This is a genomic window from Rhizobium sp. BR 317 (genome assembly GCF_047445835.1).
GTDB lineage: Bacteria > Pseudomonadota > Alphaproteobacteria > Rhizobiales > Rhizobiaceae > Rhizobium > Rhizobium paranaense.
In genome coordinates this window covers 174,329-189,048 of sequence record NZ_JARWLB010000008.1, presented here as the reverse complement: position 1 = coordinate 189,048, position 14,720 = coordinate 174,329, and the positions used below count along the sequence as shown (strand labels likewise).

The window sequence follows — 14,720 nt, the reverse complement described above, 5'->3', positions numbered from 1 at the left end:
ATCATTGTATGATGTATGATGAACTCCGGAAACAGGTCCGACTGCTCGGGCCGTCGTCAGGCGAATGGTTCTGGGTGCAATCAGGTGGCTGAGATGCTGCTGTTCAAAACGACTAGGCTGGGTTTGAGACAAGGCGATGGGCGGCCCAGTAACGGTAAACCGGTGGGCACGCTGAAGAAATCGTACGCTCCCCTGTCGGCGCTGATTTTCACAAAGGATCTACGAAATATATCGCCTGTCGGGGGGACACTGGGAGTAATCCTCATTCCCTTTCTTATAGTGCTGTTCTCGGTTGTCGCTGGTTTTGCCGTCGCAATGCATATGAGCGGCCAACCCGGTTATTCGGCGAGAGTGAACATGTCGCCGCCGACAATGTCGGAATAGTCGATCGTGGCGCCAGAAATCTGGTTGGCATCGAGCTTTCAGGAGACCTGGTTGAGCAGCCACTCCTGAAATCTTTTTGTCGTCAACGACTGCTGTTTCATTTCGGGCGTCACGATGTAGTAGTTGTTGGTGGTGGCCATCGGCCTATCCCACGCAATTTGAAGGCGCCCCGAAGCGATCTCCTCTTCGATCAGATATTTCGGAAGCAGGGCAAAACCCAGCCCGAGTATCGCCGCCTCGATGACCATGCTGAACTGATCGAACCGGCTTCCGTGATAGGGACTGACCCCCTCGCAGCCGTTCAACTGGAACCACTCGGCCCATAGTCTTGGCCGCGTCGCCAAATGCAGGAGCGGCCCTCGTTCCAAATCCTCTGCCTGGGTGACGGAGAACGAATTCAACAGGGACGAGCTGGCAACGGGCACAATGATCTCACTGCAAAGGTAGGTACAGGTTGCATGCGCCCAAACCGGTTGTCCATAGTGGATAGCAAGATCGAAATCCTCCAACGTCAGATCGAACGGCTCCGAGCGCGAGGCGATGTTCAAAACCGTGTTTGGATTGTCTTTCAGGAAATCGGGAAGACGCCGAAGAAGCCAACGGTTTCCGAATGTCGGAAGCGTGGCGATGGATAAGACATTCTTGCCATCCGAAGAAGCCATCGCCCGCAACACCATTTCTTCGGTGCGTGCCAAAATCCGTCTTACTTCCGGCAGCATCGCCTTGCCGGCCGAAGACAGAACCACGCGTTTTCTGATCCTCTCGAACAGATTGACGTGCAATTGGTCCTCAAGCGTCCGGATCTGACGGCTGACGGCGCTTTGAGTAAGGTTCAGCTCCAGCGCCGCTTGCGTAAAGCTTCCATGGCGTGCTGCGCACTCGAATGCCTGGAGAACAGCTAGGTCGGGGATCACGGAACGGCTTAGGTTCATTCCTAACTCGCATCAACTAGGTCAGATTCGTCGCAAGATCGCTATCGGCTTTCGGAATATCATGAAAATCAAGAATGAATAATCCTTTTGCTGAGGTGCGACGCGATGACAAATGCGAGCTTCGTCAAGGCCGATACGATCCGTTCGGATTTTTCTGCTGCCATGTCCGCCATGTATCGCAAGGAGGTGCCGGCCTATGGCACCCTGATGTCGCTCGTGGCGAGGGTGAACGATGAGGCCCTTGCCGCCGATCCGCTGTTGAAGACGCGCCTGGAAGCAACGGATTCTCTCGGCCGCATTTCCGAGGAGCGCCACGGCGCCATCCGTCTCGGCACTGCGCATGAGCTCGCGATGATGCGCCGTGTCTTCGCGGTCATGGGCATGCATCCAGTCGGCTATTACGATTTGTCGACAGCCGGCGTTCCGGTCCATTCAACCGCCTTCCGCCCGGTCGGCGACGAAAGCCTGCGGCGTAATCCTTTCCGTGTCTTCACGTCATTGCTCCGCCTCGATCTGATCGCCGACGAGGTGCTGCGCAAGGAAGCCGCCGAAGTCCTCTCGGCCCGCGAGATCTTCACGGACGAGGCGGTGCGGCTCGTCGAAAAGGCGGAACGGGACGGTGGCCTCGATGTTTCCGATGCAACACGGTTTGTCCAGGAAGTCTTGGAAACCTTCCGCTGGCACGATCGCGCCATCGTCAGCGCCGGCATGTACAAGCGCCTGCATGATGCCCATCGGCTGATCGCCGACGTCGTCTCCTTCAGGGGACCGCATATCAACCATCTGACCCCGCGCACGCTCGATATCGATAAGGTTCAGGCGTTGATGCCGGAAGAGGGAATTGCGCCGAAAGCGATCGTCGAGGGACCGCCGACCCGCAAGTGCCCGATCCTGCTGCGCCAGACCTCTTTTAAGGCGCTGGAAGAAGCCGTTTCATTCGCCGGTGAACACGGCACCTGGCAAGCTGGCTCGCACACTGCCCGTTTCGGCGAGATCGAGCAGCGCGGCGTAGCGCTGACGCCGAAGGGGCGCGCGCTCTACGACAAGCTCCTGAACGACACACGTGCCCGTGTCCGCCCGGCCGCCGACGGTTCCAACGCTGGCGAATATGAAGCGGCACTTACTGACGTCTTCCAGGCATTTCCGGATGATTGGAATGGCATCCGCAAGGCCGGTCTCGGCTATTTCAGTTACTCGTTGACGGAGAAGGGCAAGGCGGCCGCCTCGCATCGAAATGCCGACCTTGAAACGGCAATCGAAGACGGCCTCGTTCAGTTCGATCCGATCGTTTACGAGGATTTCCTGCCGGTCAGCGCCGCTGGCATCTTCCAGTCGAACCTCGGCGATGACGCAGCGCAGGAATTTGTCGCAAGCCCCAATCAGGTGATGTTCGAGCGCGACCTGGGCGCCTCGGTTCTCGATGAGTTCGCGCATTATGCAGCCATCGAAAGGGCGTCTCTGACAATGTGCATGACTGTCGTCAACATGGCTGCCGCAGCGGAGTGACGGGCGACCGATGATCGAGGCACGGCACATCGAAGCACTCAAAAGCCTGCTCGGCGAAAAAGGTCTGCTCACTGCGGCAGCCGACGTCGCGGCTTACGAGACCGGTGCACGCTACGATCGCGGAAGAGCGTCCTTCGTAGCGCGTCCCACCTCTACGAAAGAGGTTTCCACCGTTATTGCCTATTGCGTCAAAAACAACATCGCGCTCGTGCCGCAGTCGGGCAACACAGGACTCGTCTCGGGCTCGACGCCCGACGACAGCGGTTGCCAAGGCGTCCTCAGCCTCGATCGCCTGACCGGCATCTACGAACTCGACCGGGTAAATCGTACCGTGAAAGTCGGCGCTGGTCTTCGCCTCTCTGACCTCAATGGGAAACTAGGGGAAAGTGGCCTCTTCTTTCCGATCGACCTCGGAGCGGACCCGCTCATCGGCGGCATGATCGCGACGAATACCGGCGGCTCGCGATTCCTGCGCTATGGCGACGTGCGCCGCAACACGCTCGGCCTGACGGTCGTGCTTGCAGACGACAGCGGCACCGTCCTCGATCTTTCGTCGAGCCTGCGCAAAAACAATACGGGCGTCGATTGGAAGCACCTTTTCATCGGCACGTCCGGCGCCTTCGGCGTGATCACCGAATGCGTGCTGAACCTCGAATCGGCACCGCGTCAGACCGCGACGGCTTTGCTCATGCCCTCCTCGGGCGAGCAGGTTCCAGCCCTTCTCGTCGCAATGGAGGAAGCGCTCGGCAGCTACCTTTCCGCCTTCGAAGGCATGTCCGGCAATGCGATCCGCGCAGCACTCGATCATGTGCCGTCGCTGCGCAATCCGTTTCAGGGCAGCATCGTGCCGGAATTCGTGATCCTTGCGGAGATTTCCCGCTCCAACCTGCCACGCGACGGTGAGCAGCCGCTCGACGGCGTGCTGGAAGAGGTGCTTGCTGCCCTATGGGAACGTGAGGATGCTCCGCTTGCCGATGCTCTCGTCGGCCCGCCACACGAGATATGGGCTTTGCGTCACGCACTATCGGAAGGCGTGAAACATAGCGGACGGCTGATAGCCTTCGATCTATCCTTCCGCCGCGGCGACATCATGCGCTTTCTCGCCCAAATGCGGGCAGAAATGCCCAAGCACTTCCCCGGGATAACGATCTGCGACTTCGGCCATATCGGCGACGGTGGCGTGCACTTCAATCTCGTCGTGGCCAAAAACGACCCGAGGCTTGCCGAGCCTGGTTTTGATGTGGCGTTGCGCGAATGGGTTTTTGCCGTTGCGGTCGAAGAGTTCGGCGGCAGCTTCAGTGCTGAACACGCGATCGGTCGCAAGAACCAGGCCTTTTACGACAAGTACACCCCGGCCGAGATCCGCCTGTTGGCATCCGGGCTGAAAGCAATCACCTCACCTGGCCCGATGGGCGCAATGACCTTCTGAAATTTGCCCTATCCGCGGCATTCCAAGACAGCAAGAATGGAGACAGATCATGACCATCGACGTGAAAACGGAAACCGCCCGCCTTCTCGACAAGCTGGGTGTTGATCGCGCCGCCTGGAGCACCGGCGACATGGCGTCCCACAGCCCGGTCACGGGCGAAGAGATTGCCAGGGTGAAGACCGTCTCCGCGGCTGAAGCCGGCAAGGCGATCACCGCCGCATACGAGGCTTTCAAGGCATGGCGTCTCGTGCCTGCGCCGAAGCGCGGCGAACTGGTTCGCCTTCTCGGCGAAGAATTGCGTGCCGCCAAGGCCGATCTCGGCCGCCTCGTCTCGATCGAAGCCGGCAAGATCATTTCGGAAGGTCTCGGCGAGGTGCAGGAAATGATTGACATCTGCGATTTCGCGGTCGGTCTGTCCCGCCAACTCTACGGCCTGACGATCGCGACCGAGCGCCCTGGCCATCGGATGATGGAAACCTGGCATCCGCTGGGTGTCGTCGGCATCATCTCGGCCTTCAATTTTCCGGTCGCCGTCTGGTCGTGGAATGCGGCACTAGCGCTCGTTTGCGGTAACCCCGTCGTGTGGAAGCCTTCGGAAAAGACACCGCTGACGGCGCTTGCCTGTCAGGCAGTCCTCGAGCGCGCCCTTGCCCGTTTCGGCGATGCGCCGAAGAGCCTGAGCCAGGTTCTGATCGGTGATCGCGCCATCGGCGAGGTCCTTGTCGATCACGAGAAGATCGCGCTGGTTTCGGCCACCGGCTCCACGCGTATGGGCAGGGAAGTCGGCCCGCGCCTCGCCAAGCGTTTCGCCCGCTCGATCCTCGAGCTGGGCGGCAACAATGCCGGCGTCGTCTGCCCCTCTGCCGATCTCGACATGGCGTTGCGCGCCATCGCCTTCGGCGCCATGGGAACGGCTGGGCAGCGCTGCACCACGCTGCGCCGCCTCTTCGTGCATGAGAATATCTACGATCAGCTCGTTCCGCGCCTGAAGAAGGCCTATGCGAGCGTTTCGGTGGGTAATCCCCTGGAAACCAGCGCCCTCATCGGTCCGTTGATCGACAAGGCGGCCTTCGACAACATGCAGAAGGCGCTGTCGGCAGCCAGGGCTGAGGGCGGCTCCGTCACCGGCGGTGAGCGCGTTGCCGCTGCGAGCCAGGACACGGCCTACTACGTCCAGCCAGCGATCGTCGAAATGCCGAAGCAGGCAGGCCCGGTGCTCGAAGAGACCTTCGCGCCGATCCTCTACGTGATGGAATATTCCGACTTCGACCAGGTGCTCGAAGAGCACAATGCCGTCGCGGCCGGTCTGTCGTCGTCCATCTTCACGCTGAACATGCAGGAAGCCGAGCGTTTCCTGTCGGCCGATGGGTCGGATTGCGGCATCGCCAATGTCAATATCGGCACTTCGGGCGCTGAAATCGGCGGCGCATTCGGCGGCGAGAAGGAGACCGGCGGTGGCCGCGAATCCGGCTCGGACGCATGGCGCGCCTACATGCGCCGCGCCACCAATACCGTGAACTATTCGAAGGCCCTGCCGCTTGCCCAGGGCGTCTCCTTCGACATTGAATAACCAGCGGTATCGAGCTCATGGCTATCAACACACGGTCCCAAATCGACGCGATGAGCTTCAGGCCGGCCTCGCGTATCGCGTCGATCGGCGTCTCGAAGATCCTGCAGATCGGCGCGCGTGCCAATGCGATGAAGCGTGAAGGTTTTCCGGTCATCATCCTGGGTGCCGGCGAACCCGATTTCGACACGCCCGATAACGTGAAAGAAGCCGCCAAGGCGGCGATCGACCGCGGTGAGACCAAATACACCGCGCTCGATGGCACGCCGGAACTGAAGAAGGCGATCGCCGCGAAATTCCAGCGGGAAAACGGCGTCGACTACACGCTCGACGAAATCACCGTCGCGACCGGCGCAAAGCAGATCCTGTTCAATGCCTTCATGGCAAGCATCGATCCGGGCGATGAGGTCATCATTCCCACGCCCTATTGGACGTCCTACTCGGACATCGTGGAGATTTGCGGCGGCGTGCCGGTGCTGATCCCCTGCGATGCTGAAGTCGGTTTCCGCCTCAGGGCCGATCAGCTCGAAAAGGCGATCACGCCCAGGACGCGCTGGGTGCTACTCAACTCGCCATCCAATCCATCAGGTGCCGCCTATAGCGAAGCCGACTACCGGCCGCTTATCGAGGTGCTGCTTCACCATCGCCATGTCTGGCTGATGGTCGACGACATGTACGAGCACATCGTCTATGACGGCTTCAAGTTCGTGACCCCGGTCGCTATCGAACCGTGGCTGAAGGAGCGCACGCTGACGATCAACGGCGTCTCAAAGGCCTACGCGATGACCGGCTGGCGCATCGGCTATGCCGGCGGCCCGAAAGCGCTGATCAAGGCGATGGCGGTCATCCAGAGCCAGGCGACGTCCTGCCCCTGTTCCGTCAGCCAGGCGGCTTCTGTCGAGGCGCTGAACGGCCCACAAGACTTCCTCAAGGGACGTCAGGCGAGCTTCAAGCACCGCCGCGACCTGGTGGTCTCCACCCTCAACGCCATTCCGGGCATCACCTGCCGCGCCCCTGAAGGCGCTTTCTACACCTTCGCCGGCTGCGGTGGCGTGATCGGCAAGACGACTCCCAAGGGCAAGCGCATCGAGGCGGATAGTGATTTCACCGATTATCTGCTGGAAGACGCCCATGTTGCCGTCGTCCCCGGCTCCGCCTTCGGACTGTCACCCTATTTCCGGATTTCCTATGCCACCTCGGAGACGGAGTTGGCCGAAGCCTTGCGCCGGATCTCGGAGGCTTGCTCGAAACTGCAATGAAAGAGGCGGAAGGCAAGATGACCGCAGAATCCATTCTTTGGCGTGCAAGCGCACGTGAACATGGTGACACCCTACCGCTGGATCGCGATCAGACGGTTGATCTCGTCATCGTGGGGGGCGGCTTCACGGGATTGGCGGCGGCGCTCGAGGTCGCTTCGCGCGGGGCTTCGGTCTGTGTTCTCGAGGCCGAGACGGTCGGGCACGGCGGTTCTGGCCGCAATGTCGGATTGGTCAATGCCGGATTGTGGTTGCCGCCCGATACCGTCGTTGCTCAGATGGGAGAAGCACCTGGTCGTCGCCTGATCGATGTTCTGGCGGATGCGCCGCGCAGGGTCTTCGGCCTGATCGAACGGGAACAGATCGATTGTGAAGCGACGCATCATGGAACCTTGCACCTGGCGCATTCCCAATCGGGACTGCGGGATCTCGAGGAACGCCATCGCCAGGGCAATCGCTACGGCGCGCCGCTGAAGCTGCTCGATGCCACGGAGACAGCCCGGCGCACGGGATCAACCGCCTATCATGGCTCTTTGCTCGACCCGCGCGCAGGCACGATCCAACCTCTGTCCTACTGCCGTGGACTTGCGCGGGCCGCTCAAAAAAAGGGAGCGACAATCCACAGCAAGTCGCCCGTCTCCCAGATAAACCGGCGGAACGATCTCTGGGTCGTAGAGGCGAATGGTCATACGGTAAGGGCAAAAGCGTTGCTCTTGGCGACGAATGCCTATCAGCTTGGCATTAAGGCGCCTTTCAACCCGCAATACACGCCCGTGAGCTACTGCCAGTTCGCCACGGAGCCCATGCCGGAACCAGCACGCAGCCAGATATTGCCGCATGGTGAAGGCTGCTGGGACACGGCGCCCGTCATGTCCTCATTTCGAGTCGACCGTTCCGGGCGGATGATCGTCGGTGGCATCGGCAACACCGAGGGGCCGGGCGCTGCTGTCCACCGCGCGTGGGCCAGACGCAAACTTCGAAAGCTGTTCCCGGCGATTGCCAAGCTCAAGTTCGAACATGTTTGGCGCGGCAGGATCGCGATGACGGACGACCACGTGCCGAAAATCATCGCATTCGGGCCCAATGCCTACGCATGTTTCGGCTATTCCGGCCGGGGCATCGGGCCAGGCACCGTATTTGGCACGCAGGCTGCGATTGCGCTTCTCGATGGTCATCCCGATGCACTTCCGATCGCTCCAATCGAGCACTACGCGGAACGCTTCAGCAGTATCAAGGCCACCTACTACGAGTTCGGTGCGACATTGATGCACCTGGTCTCTCCGGCTCCTCAATAGTTGGCTAAGGGATTGTGCAGTTCGAAGCATCATTCAGCGTCCGCGGACGCTTGACTGCGATCGATATGTAAGACGATCTTCTCGGGACGTTCGCCATCCTTTTGCAAGAGAATGATCACGGTGCATTTCTCGGCGCCTTGGCGAAACGACAGTAGCCGGCCTCCCGTCTTCGACCGGATATGTTCCACCACCTCGGTGCAGTCCGCCAAGTGATCCATTGAAGGCGTTGGCCGCAGCGTCTGTGCCTGCGCCGACGTCGTCAGGATCGAAACCATCGCCAAGGCGTTCCAAAACGAGTTCATATCATCCCGGCACCTTAAAACGGGCTGGACATGCCGCTCGTGACCTCGACAGCATAATTCCTGCCTCTGCTCTGCTCAACATCTTGGCAAGGCGTCAACGCCAGTCCGGTTGAGTGTCAGCGTCCACTGGTCCGAACCGCCCTCGTCGTGAACATAAACCGATCGGCCATCGTTTTCAGCGACTTTGAGCAGCATCACCACCCAATCCGACGGCGCTTCTCCTGGAAGCTTTTGCCGTTCGAGCCACCGAATGAGAGATCCTAAGTCGCCATGGCCCCTTTTGGGTTCAAAGCCTGGCCGATAGAGCGCCCAGAGATAAACGGTCACATGGTCCTCTTTATCGTGTGCCGTTGCTGGCGTGTGATTGCTAAATATTCGATGCCAAAGCCCCTGGCACCCCGATTACGAGAGAGATTCAAGACGGCTGAATACGCGAATTAGGCTTGCCTTCGGATGGGCCTGGCGGGATCCAGATCCTGGATTTCCCCAGCCGATCCGCTCAATAGCACATCTCCCCCCTTATTGATCAGGTTGCCTTGGATCGTTCCGCAAACTATCGCGGCCGCGCCCTTCTCGACAATGAGATCGTGGCCAATGCTTCCGTGGAGTTCGAACCGTCGGCCGGCGGGAACTGTTAACGAGCCCGCGATGGAGCCAAAGAACCGCACGTCGCGATCCAATACGATTGATCCATCGATATTGACGTTGAGATCGTCCAAGCGATGCCCCTTTTCGTCTCGGAGTTTTGGGATAAGGTTCGCGGGCGCTGCAAGTGGTGGCACCCTGGCGCAGGTGGACCTGGCCTAAGCGCTCAGCGTCGCGCGCCCGCGAACGTCCTCCCAATACGGACGCCATGAAAATATATCATGTTGTGATATAAATAAAGGAAAATGTGCATGCCCTCAGGAAAGCGGTCCAGTCGATCAGACGAAAACCAAATCGAGACCAGCCGTCCCCTGGATCCGGGCATCTACAAAGGTCTTGCAGGTGTAAGGCTCGCCATGCGATCATTTCTTGCGTTCAGCGAAGCTGCGGTTTCTGAGGCAGGGGTAACTTCCCAGCAATATCAGGCGCTGTTGGTGATCAAGGTCGCGCCGGGAGGCCAGATCATGGTGCGCGAACTCGCCGATCAAATGCTTCTGCAGCATCATGGCGCAGTGCAACTTGTGGACAGGCTCGCGACAGCAGGATTTGCCGTCCGCATTCCCTCGGCGGAAGACAAGCGAAGCGTGCTCATCGGCCTCACTCCCAAGGGAGAGGAGTTGGTCGAACGCCTGGCAAGAACCCATCTGAAAGGAATGCTGGCCAATGAACCGCTGCTCGTCGAATCCCTCAAGAGACTCCGGCGCCTTTCGAGGTTGGGCTAATTGCAGCGTCCCCGGTCAGTCTCTGCAGCTCGAGAAAGAGAAAACGGGTCTCCAGCAGGTTGACGATGCGCAGGACCGTTTCGACGGCGTCCAGCGGCTTGACGAGAAAGTCCTTGGCGCCCAGCGACAAGGCCCTGCGGCGTGTGGTAACGGACACATCCGCCGTCAGCACAAGGATCGGAACAAAGCTGCGCGGGCCGATAAGGCGCGAAAAGGCCTCCAGCAACTGAAAGCCGTCGATGTGCGGCATCATGAGGTCGAGGAGCACAATATCCGGCTGCAGGTTGCGGAACATGTCGACTGCATCACGCGGATCAACCGTCGCAGTGATCCGTCCGAAGCCCTCGCGCTGCAGGAGGCGCGTCAAGAGTGCGATATTAGCCGGCTCATCGTCGACGACGAGGACCTTTGCGTCGGCTGGAATGTCAATAGTCGTGTTCAGTTGCATGCGATATCTTCCACGGTCTTCATGAAGAGGCGCAAATCGAGCGGCTTGGTGAGATAAGTCGTCGCCTCGGCCGCCAGCGCCTTCTGGCGGCTTGCCTCCGTGGCATCGGCGCTGATGACGATGACGGGGATGGCGCGCGTCTTGGCGTCGCTGCGCAATCTCTGAAGAACGTCGAGGCCGCTCATATCCGGCAAGTCGAGATCGAGGAGAATGAGATCCGGCCGATGCTGCATCGCCAAGGCGAGGCCCAATTCGCCTAGCATCGCCGGCATGACATCGCAGCCAAAATGGCGCGTCATCACATTCTCGATTAGACTGAGACTTTGCGGATTGTCTTCGATGCACAGCACGTTGGCGAGCTTATTGTCGCTTGCTCCCAGTGCCGTTACCTGCATCGGCGGCACGTCTTCCAACGCCCCGTTGTCGATGCCGATGGGCAGGCGCACCGAAAATCTGGTGCCCTGCGGCGATGTTTCCACAAGTTCAAGGCCGCCGCCCATCGCTTCCATGAGATGTCTGGACAAGGCAAGACCCAGCCCGGTGCCCTCTGTCGCGTTGCGATCCTTGCCAAGCCGCTCGAACGGTTGGAACAGGCGCCCCACGCCATCGGAGGAAATACCTGAGCCGGTATCGCAGATATCGATCGTCAACATCTGCGGTCCATCGATGCGGCCAACAATTCTGACCTCGCCACCGGGGCGGTTGAATTTGATGGCGTTCGACAAGAGGTTCAGCAGAACCTGCAACAACCGCCGGCGGTCGGCAGCAGTGAATATCTGCCCGAGTTGCCTGTCGTCGAGATGCAAGTCGATATTCCGCGCCTCTGCCAAGGGACGGGCGAGTGCCATGGCCTCCGCCAATAGGCCGCCGACGTCGATTGTATCGAGCGACAGCTCCATCCGCCCGGCTTCGATCCTCGCTATGTCAAGGACTTCGTCGATGAGGCTCAACAGATGCCGGCCGGCTGTCAGGATTTGCTTGACGGATAGCTGCGCATCGGGATCCTCTGTGTCCATTTCGAGGATCTGGCCAAAGCCGAGGATCGAATTGAGCGGCGTACGCAGTTCATGGCTCATGCGTGACAGGAACTCGCTCTTGGCCTGACTGGCGCGCTCGGCCTCCCGGCGTGCGGCCTGTAGGGCTTCTTCGGCCTTCTTGCGGTCGGTCATGTCCCGGGTGATCTTGGAGAAGCCGCGTGAGTTGCCATGCTCGTCCTTCAAGGCGGTAACGACCACGTTGGCCCAGAATGGATCGCCATCCTTGCGAATGCGCCAACCTTCATCCTCGACCCGTCCGAAGGCCACCGCTTGCGCCAGCTCCTGAGCGGGATGCGTCTGGCGCGTGTTCTCCGGGTAGAATTTGGAAAAATGCGTGCCGATCGCCTCCTGCGCCCCATAGCCGGTGATACGTTCGGCACCAACATTCCAGCTCACGACATGGCCTGCTTCGTCCAGCCCGAATATGCCGTAATCATGCACACCGTCGACCAGCAGGCGAAAACGTTCCTCACTTTCGCGCAAGGCGTCCTCGCGTGCCTTCAGCAGGTGGCTTGCCTCCTGCAAGGCTTTCGCAAGCTCGCCCACTTCGTCGCGAGCAGCCGGGATTGATCCGAGTTCCTGTCCGCTGGCCAGCTTGTAGGCGGCTTTTTGCAACGACGCCACGCGTCGGACAATGCCGTTCGACATCAGCATGATGGCGCTGACGCCGCCGAGCAGGCCGAACAAGGCACCGAACAACGTGATCCATTGCGATCGATCGCGAATGGCGTCCGCCTCACCGGTGCGCACGGCCAGCAGAAAATCCTCCCGCGCGCGCATCTCGTCGATCTTGGTTCGAAGCGTGTCCAGCAGCGCCTTGTTTTCCACGAGGGTCTTGCGGATGTCGTCGCGGGCAGCTTGTCCGAACTGACCGCCGGCGTCGCGCAAGGCGCTGAGGCCCTTGAGCTTCTGATTTACCAGCGGCTCCATTGCGTCGAGCCGGGCGAGCTGCTCGCTATCCCTGATCCGCGGCCGCATGCCGGCAAGCACGCCGGGCAGTTCCGCACTCGCCTTGTTGAAGGGCGCCAGAAAAGCCTCGTTGCCGGTCAGCAGAAATCCGCGCACGCCGGACGCCGCTTCGGCAAGCAGCGCGTGCAGCTCGAGGATGTCGGACTGAATGGCAAGGGTCACCCGCACGTAGTTTTCCGCCTGACGGCTTTCCCGGTCGGCGAGGAACACCGATGCCAGCGCGATCAGAAAGCAGATCAACGGCACGGCGATGGCGATCAGACCCTTATGGGCGAGCGGCTGGTCCAAAAACAGCTTGGAGATGGGAGCGAAAATGCGTTGAGCGATCATAGGCTTTGCCGATCCACCAGGCCGGCCCTGACGGCCACGACGGCGGCCTGCGTCCGATCGGCGACACGCAGTTTGTTGAGAATGCGCTCGACATGCACCTTGACCGTGCCGGGCGAAATCGCAAGCGCCTTGGCGATCTCCTTATTCGTCTCGCCGGTTGTCAGCCGGACGAGGATCTCGCGCTCACGCACGGTCAGGCGTTCGATCGCGCCGTCGGCGGATGCTTCGGGAGCGACGCGACGCAGCAGGCGGCGCATCAGATCGACATTGAAAAAGGACTGGCCAGCGGCGACATTGGCGATCATCCGCAGCAGCTCTTCGCGCCGGATATCCTTCAGGGCATAGCCGCTGGCTCCGGCCTTGATGGCGGCTTCCAGATAGTCGACGCTATCATGCATCGTCAGCATGATGATGCGGGTTTCAGGCGATTTGACGCGTATCTGCGCTGCCGCCTCCAACCCGTCCACGCCGCCCATTCGTATATCGAGAAGAGCGATATCCGGTTGGAGATTTTCGGCCAGGGCAACAGCGGACAGGCCGTCTGCCGCTTCCGCCACGATTTCCAGATCGTCAGCGCTCGCAAGCACGGCAATAAGACCCGACCGGGCAAGTTCGTGGTCGTCTGCAATCAATATTCTGTAGCGCTTCAAGGGGATACCTTTATGGAGGCTGGAATAGGCGCGCGTGCGACGACGGCGGTTCCTTCGCCGGAAACGGAGCGGATGGATATCGAACCGCCGATCAGCGTCATTCGTTCGCGCATGGCGGACAAGCCGACACCTCGTCCTTCTTTCTTGTTGACAGGTGCTTCCGCGCCGCCGCGACCATTGTCGGCGATGGAGAGGGTGACAAATTGCGGATCGTCCAAGGAAAGTCGCAGCTCAATTTGGCTGCAGCCGGAGTGCCTAACCGCATTTGCCAGGGCTTCCTGCGCCACTCGGTAAAGGGTCACCTCCAGCACGTCGGACAGGCGGCGACCGTTCAGATCGGAGTGAAAGCGAAGCTCGATAGCCGCCATGCCGTCAAGACGTGCGCGAAGTGCTGCCTCGAGACCGAGGTCATCCAGCTCCGCCGGCCGAAGGGCGGCGATCGCGTCTCGAACCTCTCGGATCGACTTTTGAACGATCCCGATCCCATTTTCGATCGCTTGCCTGGTCAATTGTGTGTCGCCGATGGCAACGCCCGTCGCCTCCAGGTGAAACAGCAGGCTTACCAAGGACTGGGCGACGCCGTCGTGCAGGTCATAGGCGACCCTGCGCCGTTCCTGCTCCTGCGCGCCGATCATCACCTCGACCAACCTGGCGAGGTCCTGCTCCCGGGCCTGAAGATCGAGCGTCAACCGTTCGCGATGAGCGCGCTGTCGTTCCGCCGCGAGAAAAACGGCGAGTTGGTCCGCCACGATCTGGATTGCTTCGCGATCGTCTGCGCCGATGGGGAAAGCGAGACGTGACAGTTGCAGCGCCAGCGGCTCACCGCCCATCCAGGCCCTGCCGACGATTAGCTGGGCCGACGGATCAGCAGGGGCGCCGTAAGCTGCGTGCGCGGCCGGAAACCGCCAGGCATCGCCGCTATCGGTACGGATCGTGGCCATGTGCGCCCCGGAAAAGCCGGCAATGGCGGACAATGCCTCGCACATTGCGACGTCCAAAGAGTTGCGGTCCAGCAGCGTGCGCACGTCCACGATCAGCCGCAGACGGGCGGCCTTGGCTTCCGCATCGCGATAGAGACGCCGCAATTCGCGAATGGGAGGTGATATGCTATCGTGGCCTGCGTCTTCCACGGATTCCTTGCCCTTTAGAAGTTCGACTTGTTCCTAGATAGCAAGCCATCCGCCAAAATGCATAGGCCATTCGGCATATGCGATTTTGGCCATTCGGCAGACGCGACATTGCAGGCAA

13 protein-coding genes are annotated in these 14,720 nt (G+C 60.4%); 6 read left to right on the top strand and 7 right to left on the bottom strand.

Annotated features, from left to right (window positions below; genetic code table 11):
- Positions 1 to 422 precede the first annotated feature (422 nt).
- The gene (locus tag QD357_RS15190; protein WP_183938427.1) at positions 423 to 1,316 is read right to left on the bottom strand and encodes a LysR family transcriptional regulator; all 894 of its coding nucleotides are present in this window, start codon (positions 1,314 to 1,316) and stop codon (positions 423 to 425) included.
- A gap of 105 nt (positions 1,317 to 1,421) precedes the next feature.
- Between QD357_RS15190 and QD357_RS15185 the strand changes: the two genes are divergently transcribed.
- Genes QD357_RS15185 through QD357_RS15165 form a run of 5 tightly spaced genes read left to right on the top strand, consistent with a single transcriptional unit; the run spans position 1,422 to position 8,369 of the window.
- Positions 1,422 to 2,822 (top strand): VOC family protein, encoded by a 1,401-nt coding sequence (locus QD357_RS15185; RefSeq protein ID WP_414124540.1) that lies wholly within the window; start codon positions 1,422 to 1,424, stop codon positions 2,820 to 2,822.
- A 10-nt stretch (positions 2,823 to 2,832) separates the two neighbouring features.
- Positions 2,833 to 4,251 carry an FAD-binding oxidoreductase gene (locus QD357_RS15180; RefSeq protein WP_183938429.1) on the top strand — a complete coding sequence of 473 codons (1,419 nt, stop codon included), beginning with the start codon at positions 2,833 to 2,835 and terminating at the stop codon, positions 4,249 to 4,251.
- A 49-nt stretch (positions 4,252 to 4,300) separates the two neighbouring features.
- The gene (locus tag QD357_RS15175; protein WP_183938430.1) at positions 4,301 to 5,821 is read left to right on the top strand and encodes an aldehyde dehydrogenase family protein; all 1,521 of its coding nucleotides are present in this window, start codon (positions 4,301 to 4,303) and stop codon (positions 5,819 to 5,821) included.
- A 17-nt stretch (positions 5,822 to 5,838) separates the two neighbouring features.
- A complete protein-coding gene (locus QD357_RS15170; RefSeq protein ID WP_414124539.1) occupies positions 5,839 to 7,077 on the top strand; it encodes a pyridoxal phosphate-dependent aminotransferase in 1,239 nt (412 codons plus the stop codon).
- Between the two features lie 17 nt (positions 7,078 to 7,094).
- A complete protein-coding gene (locus QD357_RS15165; protein WP_183938432.1) occupies positions 7,095 to 8,369 on the top strand; it encodes an NAD(P)/FAD-dependent oxidoreductase in 1,275 nt (424 codons plus the stop codon).
- A gap of 29 nt (positions 8,370 to 8,398) precedes the next feature.
- On the opposite strand, the gene QD357_RS15160 is transcribed toward QD357_RS15165, so the two are convergent.
- Together QD357_RS15160 and QD357_RS15155 are read right to left on the bottom strand one after the other, a co-directional pair.
- On the bottom strand, positions 8,399 to 8,644 hold the full coding sequence (locus tag QD357_RS15160; RefSeq protein ID WP_183938433.1) for a hypothetical protein: 246 nt from the start codon (positions 8,642 to 8,644) through the stop codon (positions 8,399 to 8,401).
- A gap of 464 nt (positions 8,645 to 9,108) precedes the next feature.
- Entirely contained in the window at positions 9,109 to 9,390 is a 282-nt protein-coding gene (locus QD357_RS15155) for a hypothetical protein (RefSeq protein WP_183938434.1), read from the bottom strand.
- A 177-nt stretch (positions 9,391 to 9,567) separates the two neighbouring features.
- Here QD357_RS15155 and QD357_RS15150 point away from each other — a divergent pair, with 177 nt between their 5' ends.
- Positions 9,568 to 10,038, top strand: coding sequence for a MarR family winged helix-turn-helix transcriptional regulator (locus QD357_RS15150; RefSeq protein WP_183938435.1), 471 nt, complete (start codon positions 9,568 to 9,570; stop codon positions 10,036 to 10,038).
- Here QD357_RS15150 and QD357_RS15145 read toward each other — a convergent pair.
- Genes QD357_RS15145 through QD357_RS15130 form a run of 4 tightly spaced genes read right to left on the bottom strand, consistent with a single transcriptional unit; the run spans position 10,004 to position 14,602 of the window.
- Positions 10,004 to 10,486 (bottom strand): response regulator, encoded by a 483-nt coding sequence (locus QD357_RS15145; RefSeq protein WP_414124538.1) that lies wholly within the window; start codon positions 10,484 to 10,486, stop codon positions 10,004 to 10,006. The two genes, QD357_RS15150 and QD357_RS15145, sit on opposite strands and share 35 nt — an antisense overlap.
- Positions 10,477 to 12,822 carry an ATP-binding protein gene (locus QD357_RS15140; RefSeq protein WP_414124537.1) on the bottom strand — a complete coding sequence of 782 codons (2,346 nt, stop codon included), beginning with the start codon at positions 12,820 to 12,822 and terminating at the stop codon, positions 10,477 to 10,479. Before QD357_RS15140 ends, QD357_RS15145 begins: the two co-directional genes overlap by 10 nt.
- Positions 12,819 to 13,472, bottom strand: coding sequence for a response regulator (locus tag QD357_RS15135; protein ID WP_183938438.1), 654 nt, complete (start codon positions 13,470 to 13,472; stop codon positions 12,819 to 12,821). Before QD357_RS15135 ends, QD357_RS15140 begins: the two co-directional genes overlap by 4 nt.
- Positions 13,469 to 14,602: an ATP-binding protein gene (locus QD357_RS15130; protein ID WP_183938439.1), complete on the bottom strand. Its 1,134-nt coding sequence runs from the start codon at positions 14,600 to 14,602 to the stop codon at positions 13,469 to 13,471. Before QD357_RS15130 ends, QD357_RS15135 begins: the two co-directional genes overlap by 4 nt.
- Positions 14,603 to 14,720: the final 118 nt, after the last annotated feature.

Excerpts from the sequence above, each read along its gene's own strand:
- QD357_RS15165 (WP_183938432.1), top strand. The coding sequence starts at position 7,095 with ATGACCGCAGAATCCATTCTTTGGCGTGCAAGCGCACGTGAACATGGT.
- QD357_RS15170 (WP_414124539.1), top strand. The coding sequence starts at position 5,839 with ATGGCTATCAACACACGGTCCCAAATCGACGCGATGAGCTTCAGGCCG.
- QD357_RS15160 (WP_183938433.1), bottom strand. The coding sequence starts at position 8,644 with ATGGTTTCGATCCTGACGACGTCGGCGCAGGCACAGACGCTGCGGCCA.
- QD357_RS15150 (WP_183938435.1), top strand. The coding sequence starts at position 9,568 with ATGCCCTCAGGAAAGCGGTCCAGTCGATCAGACGAAAACCAAATCGAG.
- QD357_RS15190 (WP_183938427.1), bottom strand. The coding sequence starts at position 1,316 with ATGAACCTAAGCCGTTCCGTGATCCCCGACCTAGCTGTTCTCCAGGCA.
- QD357_RS15180 (WP_183938429.1), top strand. The coding sequence starts at position 2,833 with ATGATCGAGGCACGGCACATCGAAGCACTCAAAAGCCTGCTCGGCGAA.
- QD357_RS15140 (WP_414124537.1), bottom strand. The coding sequence starts at position 12,822 with ATGATCGCTCAACGCATTTTCGCTCCCATCTCCAAGCTGTTTTTGGAC.
- QD357_RS15185 (WP_414124540.1), top strand. The coding sequence starts at position 1,422 with ATGACAAATGCGAGCTTCGTCAAGGCCGATACGATCCGTTCGGATTTT.
- QD357_RS15145 (WP_414124538.1), bottom strand. The coding sequence starts at position 10,486 with ATGCAACTGAACACGACTATTGACATTCCAGCCGACGCAAAGGTCCTC.
- QD357_RS15175 (WP_183938430.1), top strand. The coding sequence starts at position 4,301 with ATGACCATCGACGTGAAAACGGAAACCGCCCGCCTTCTCGACAAGCTG.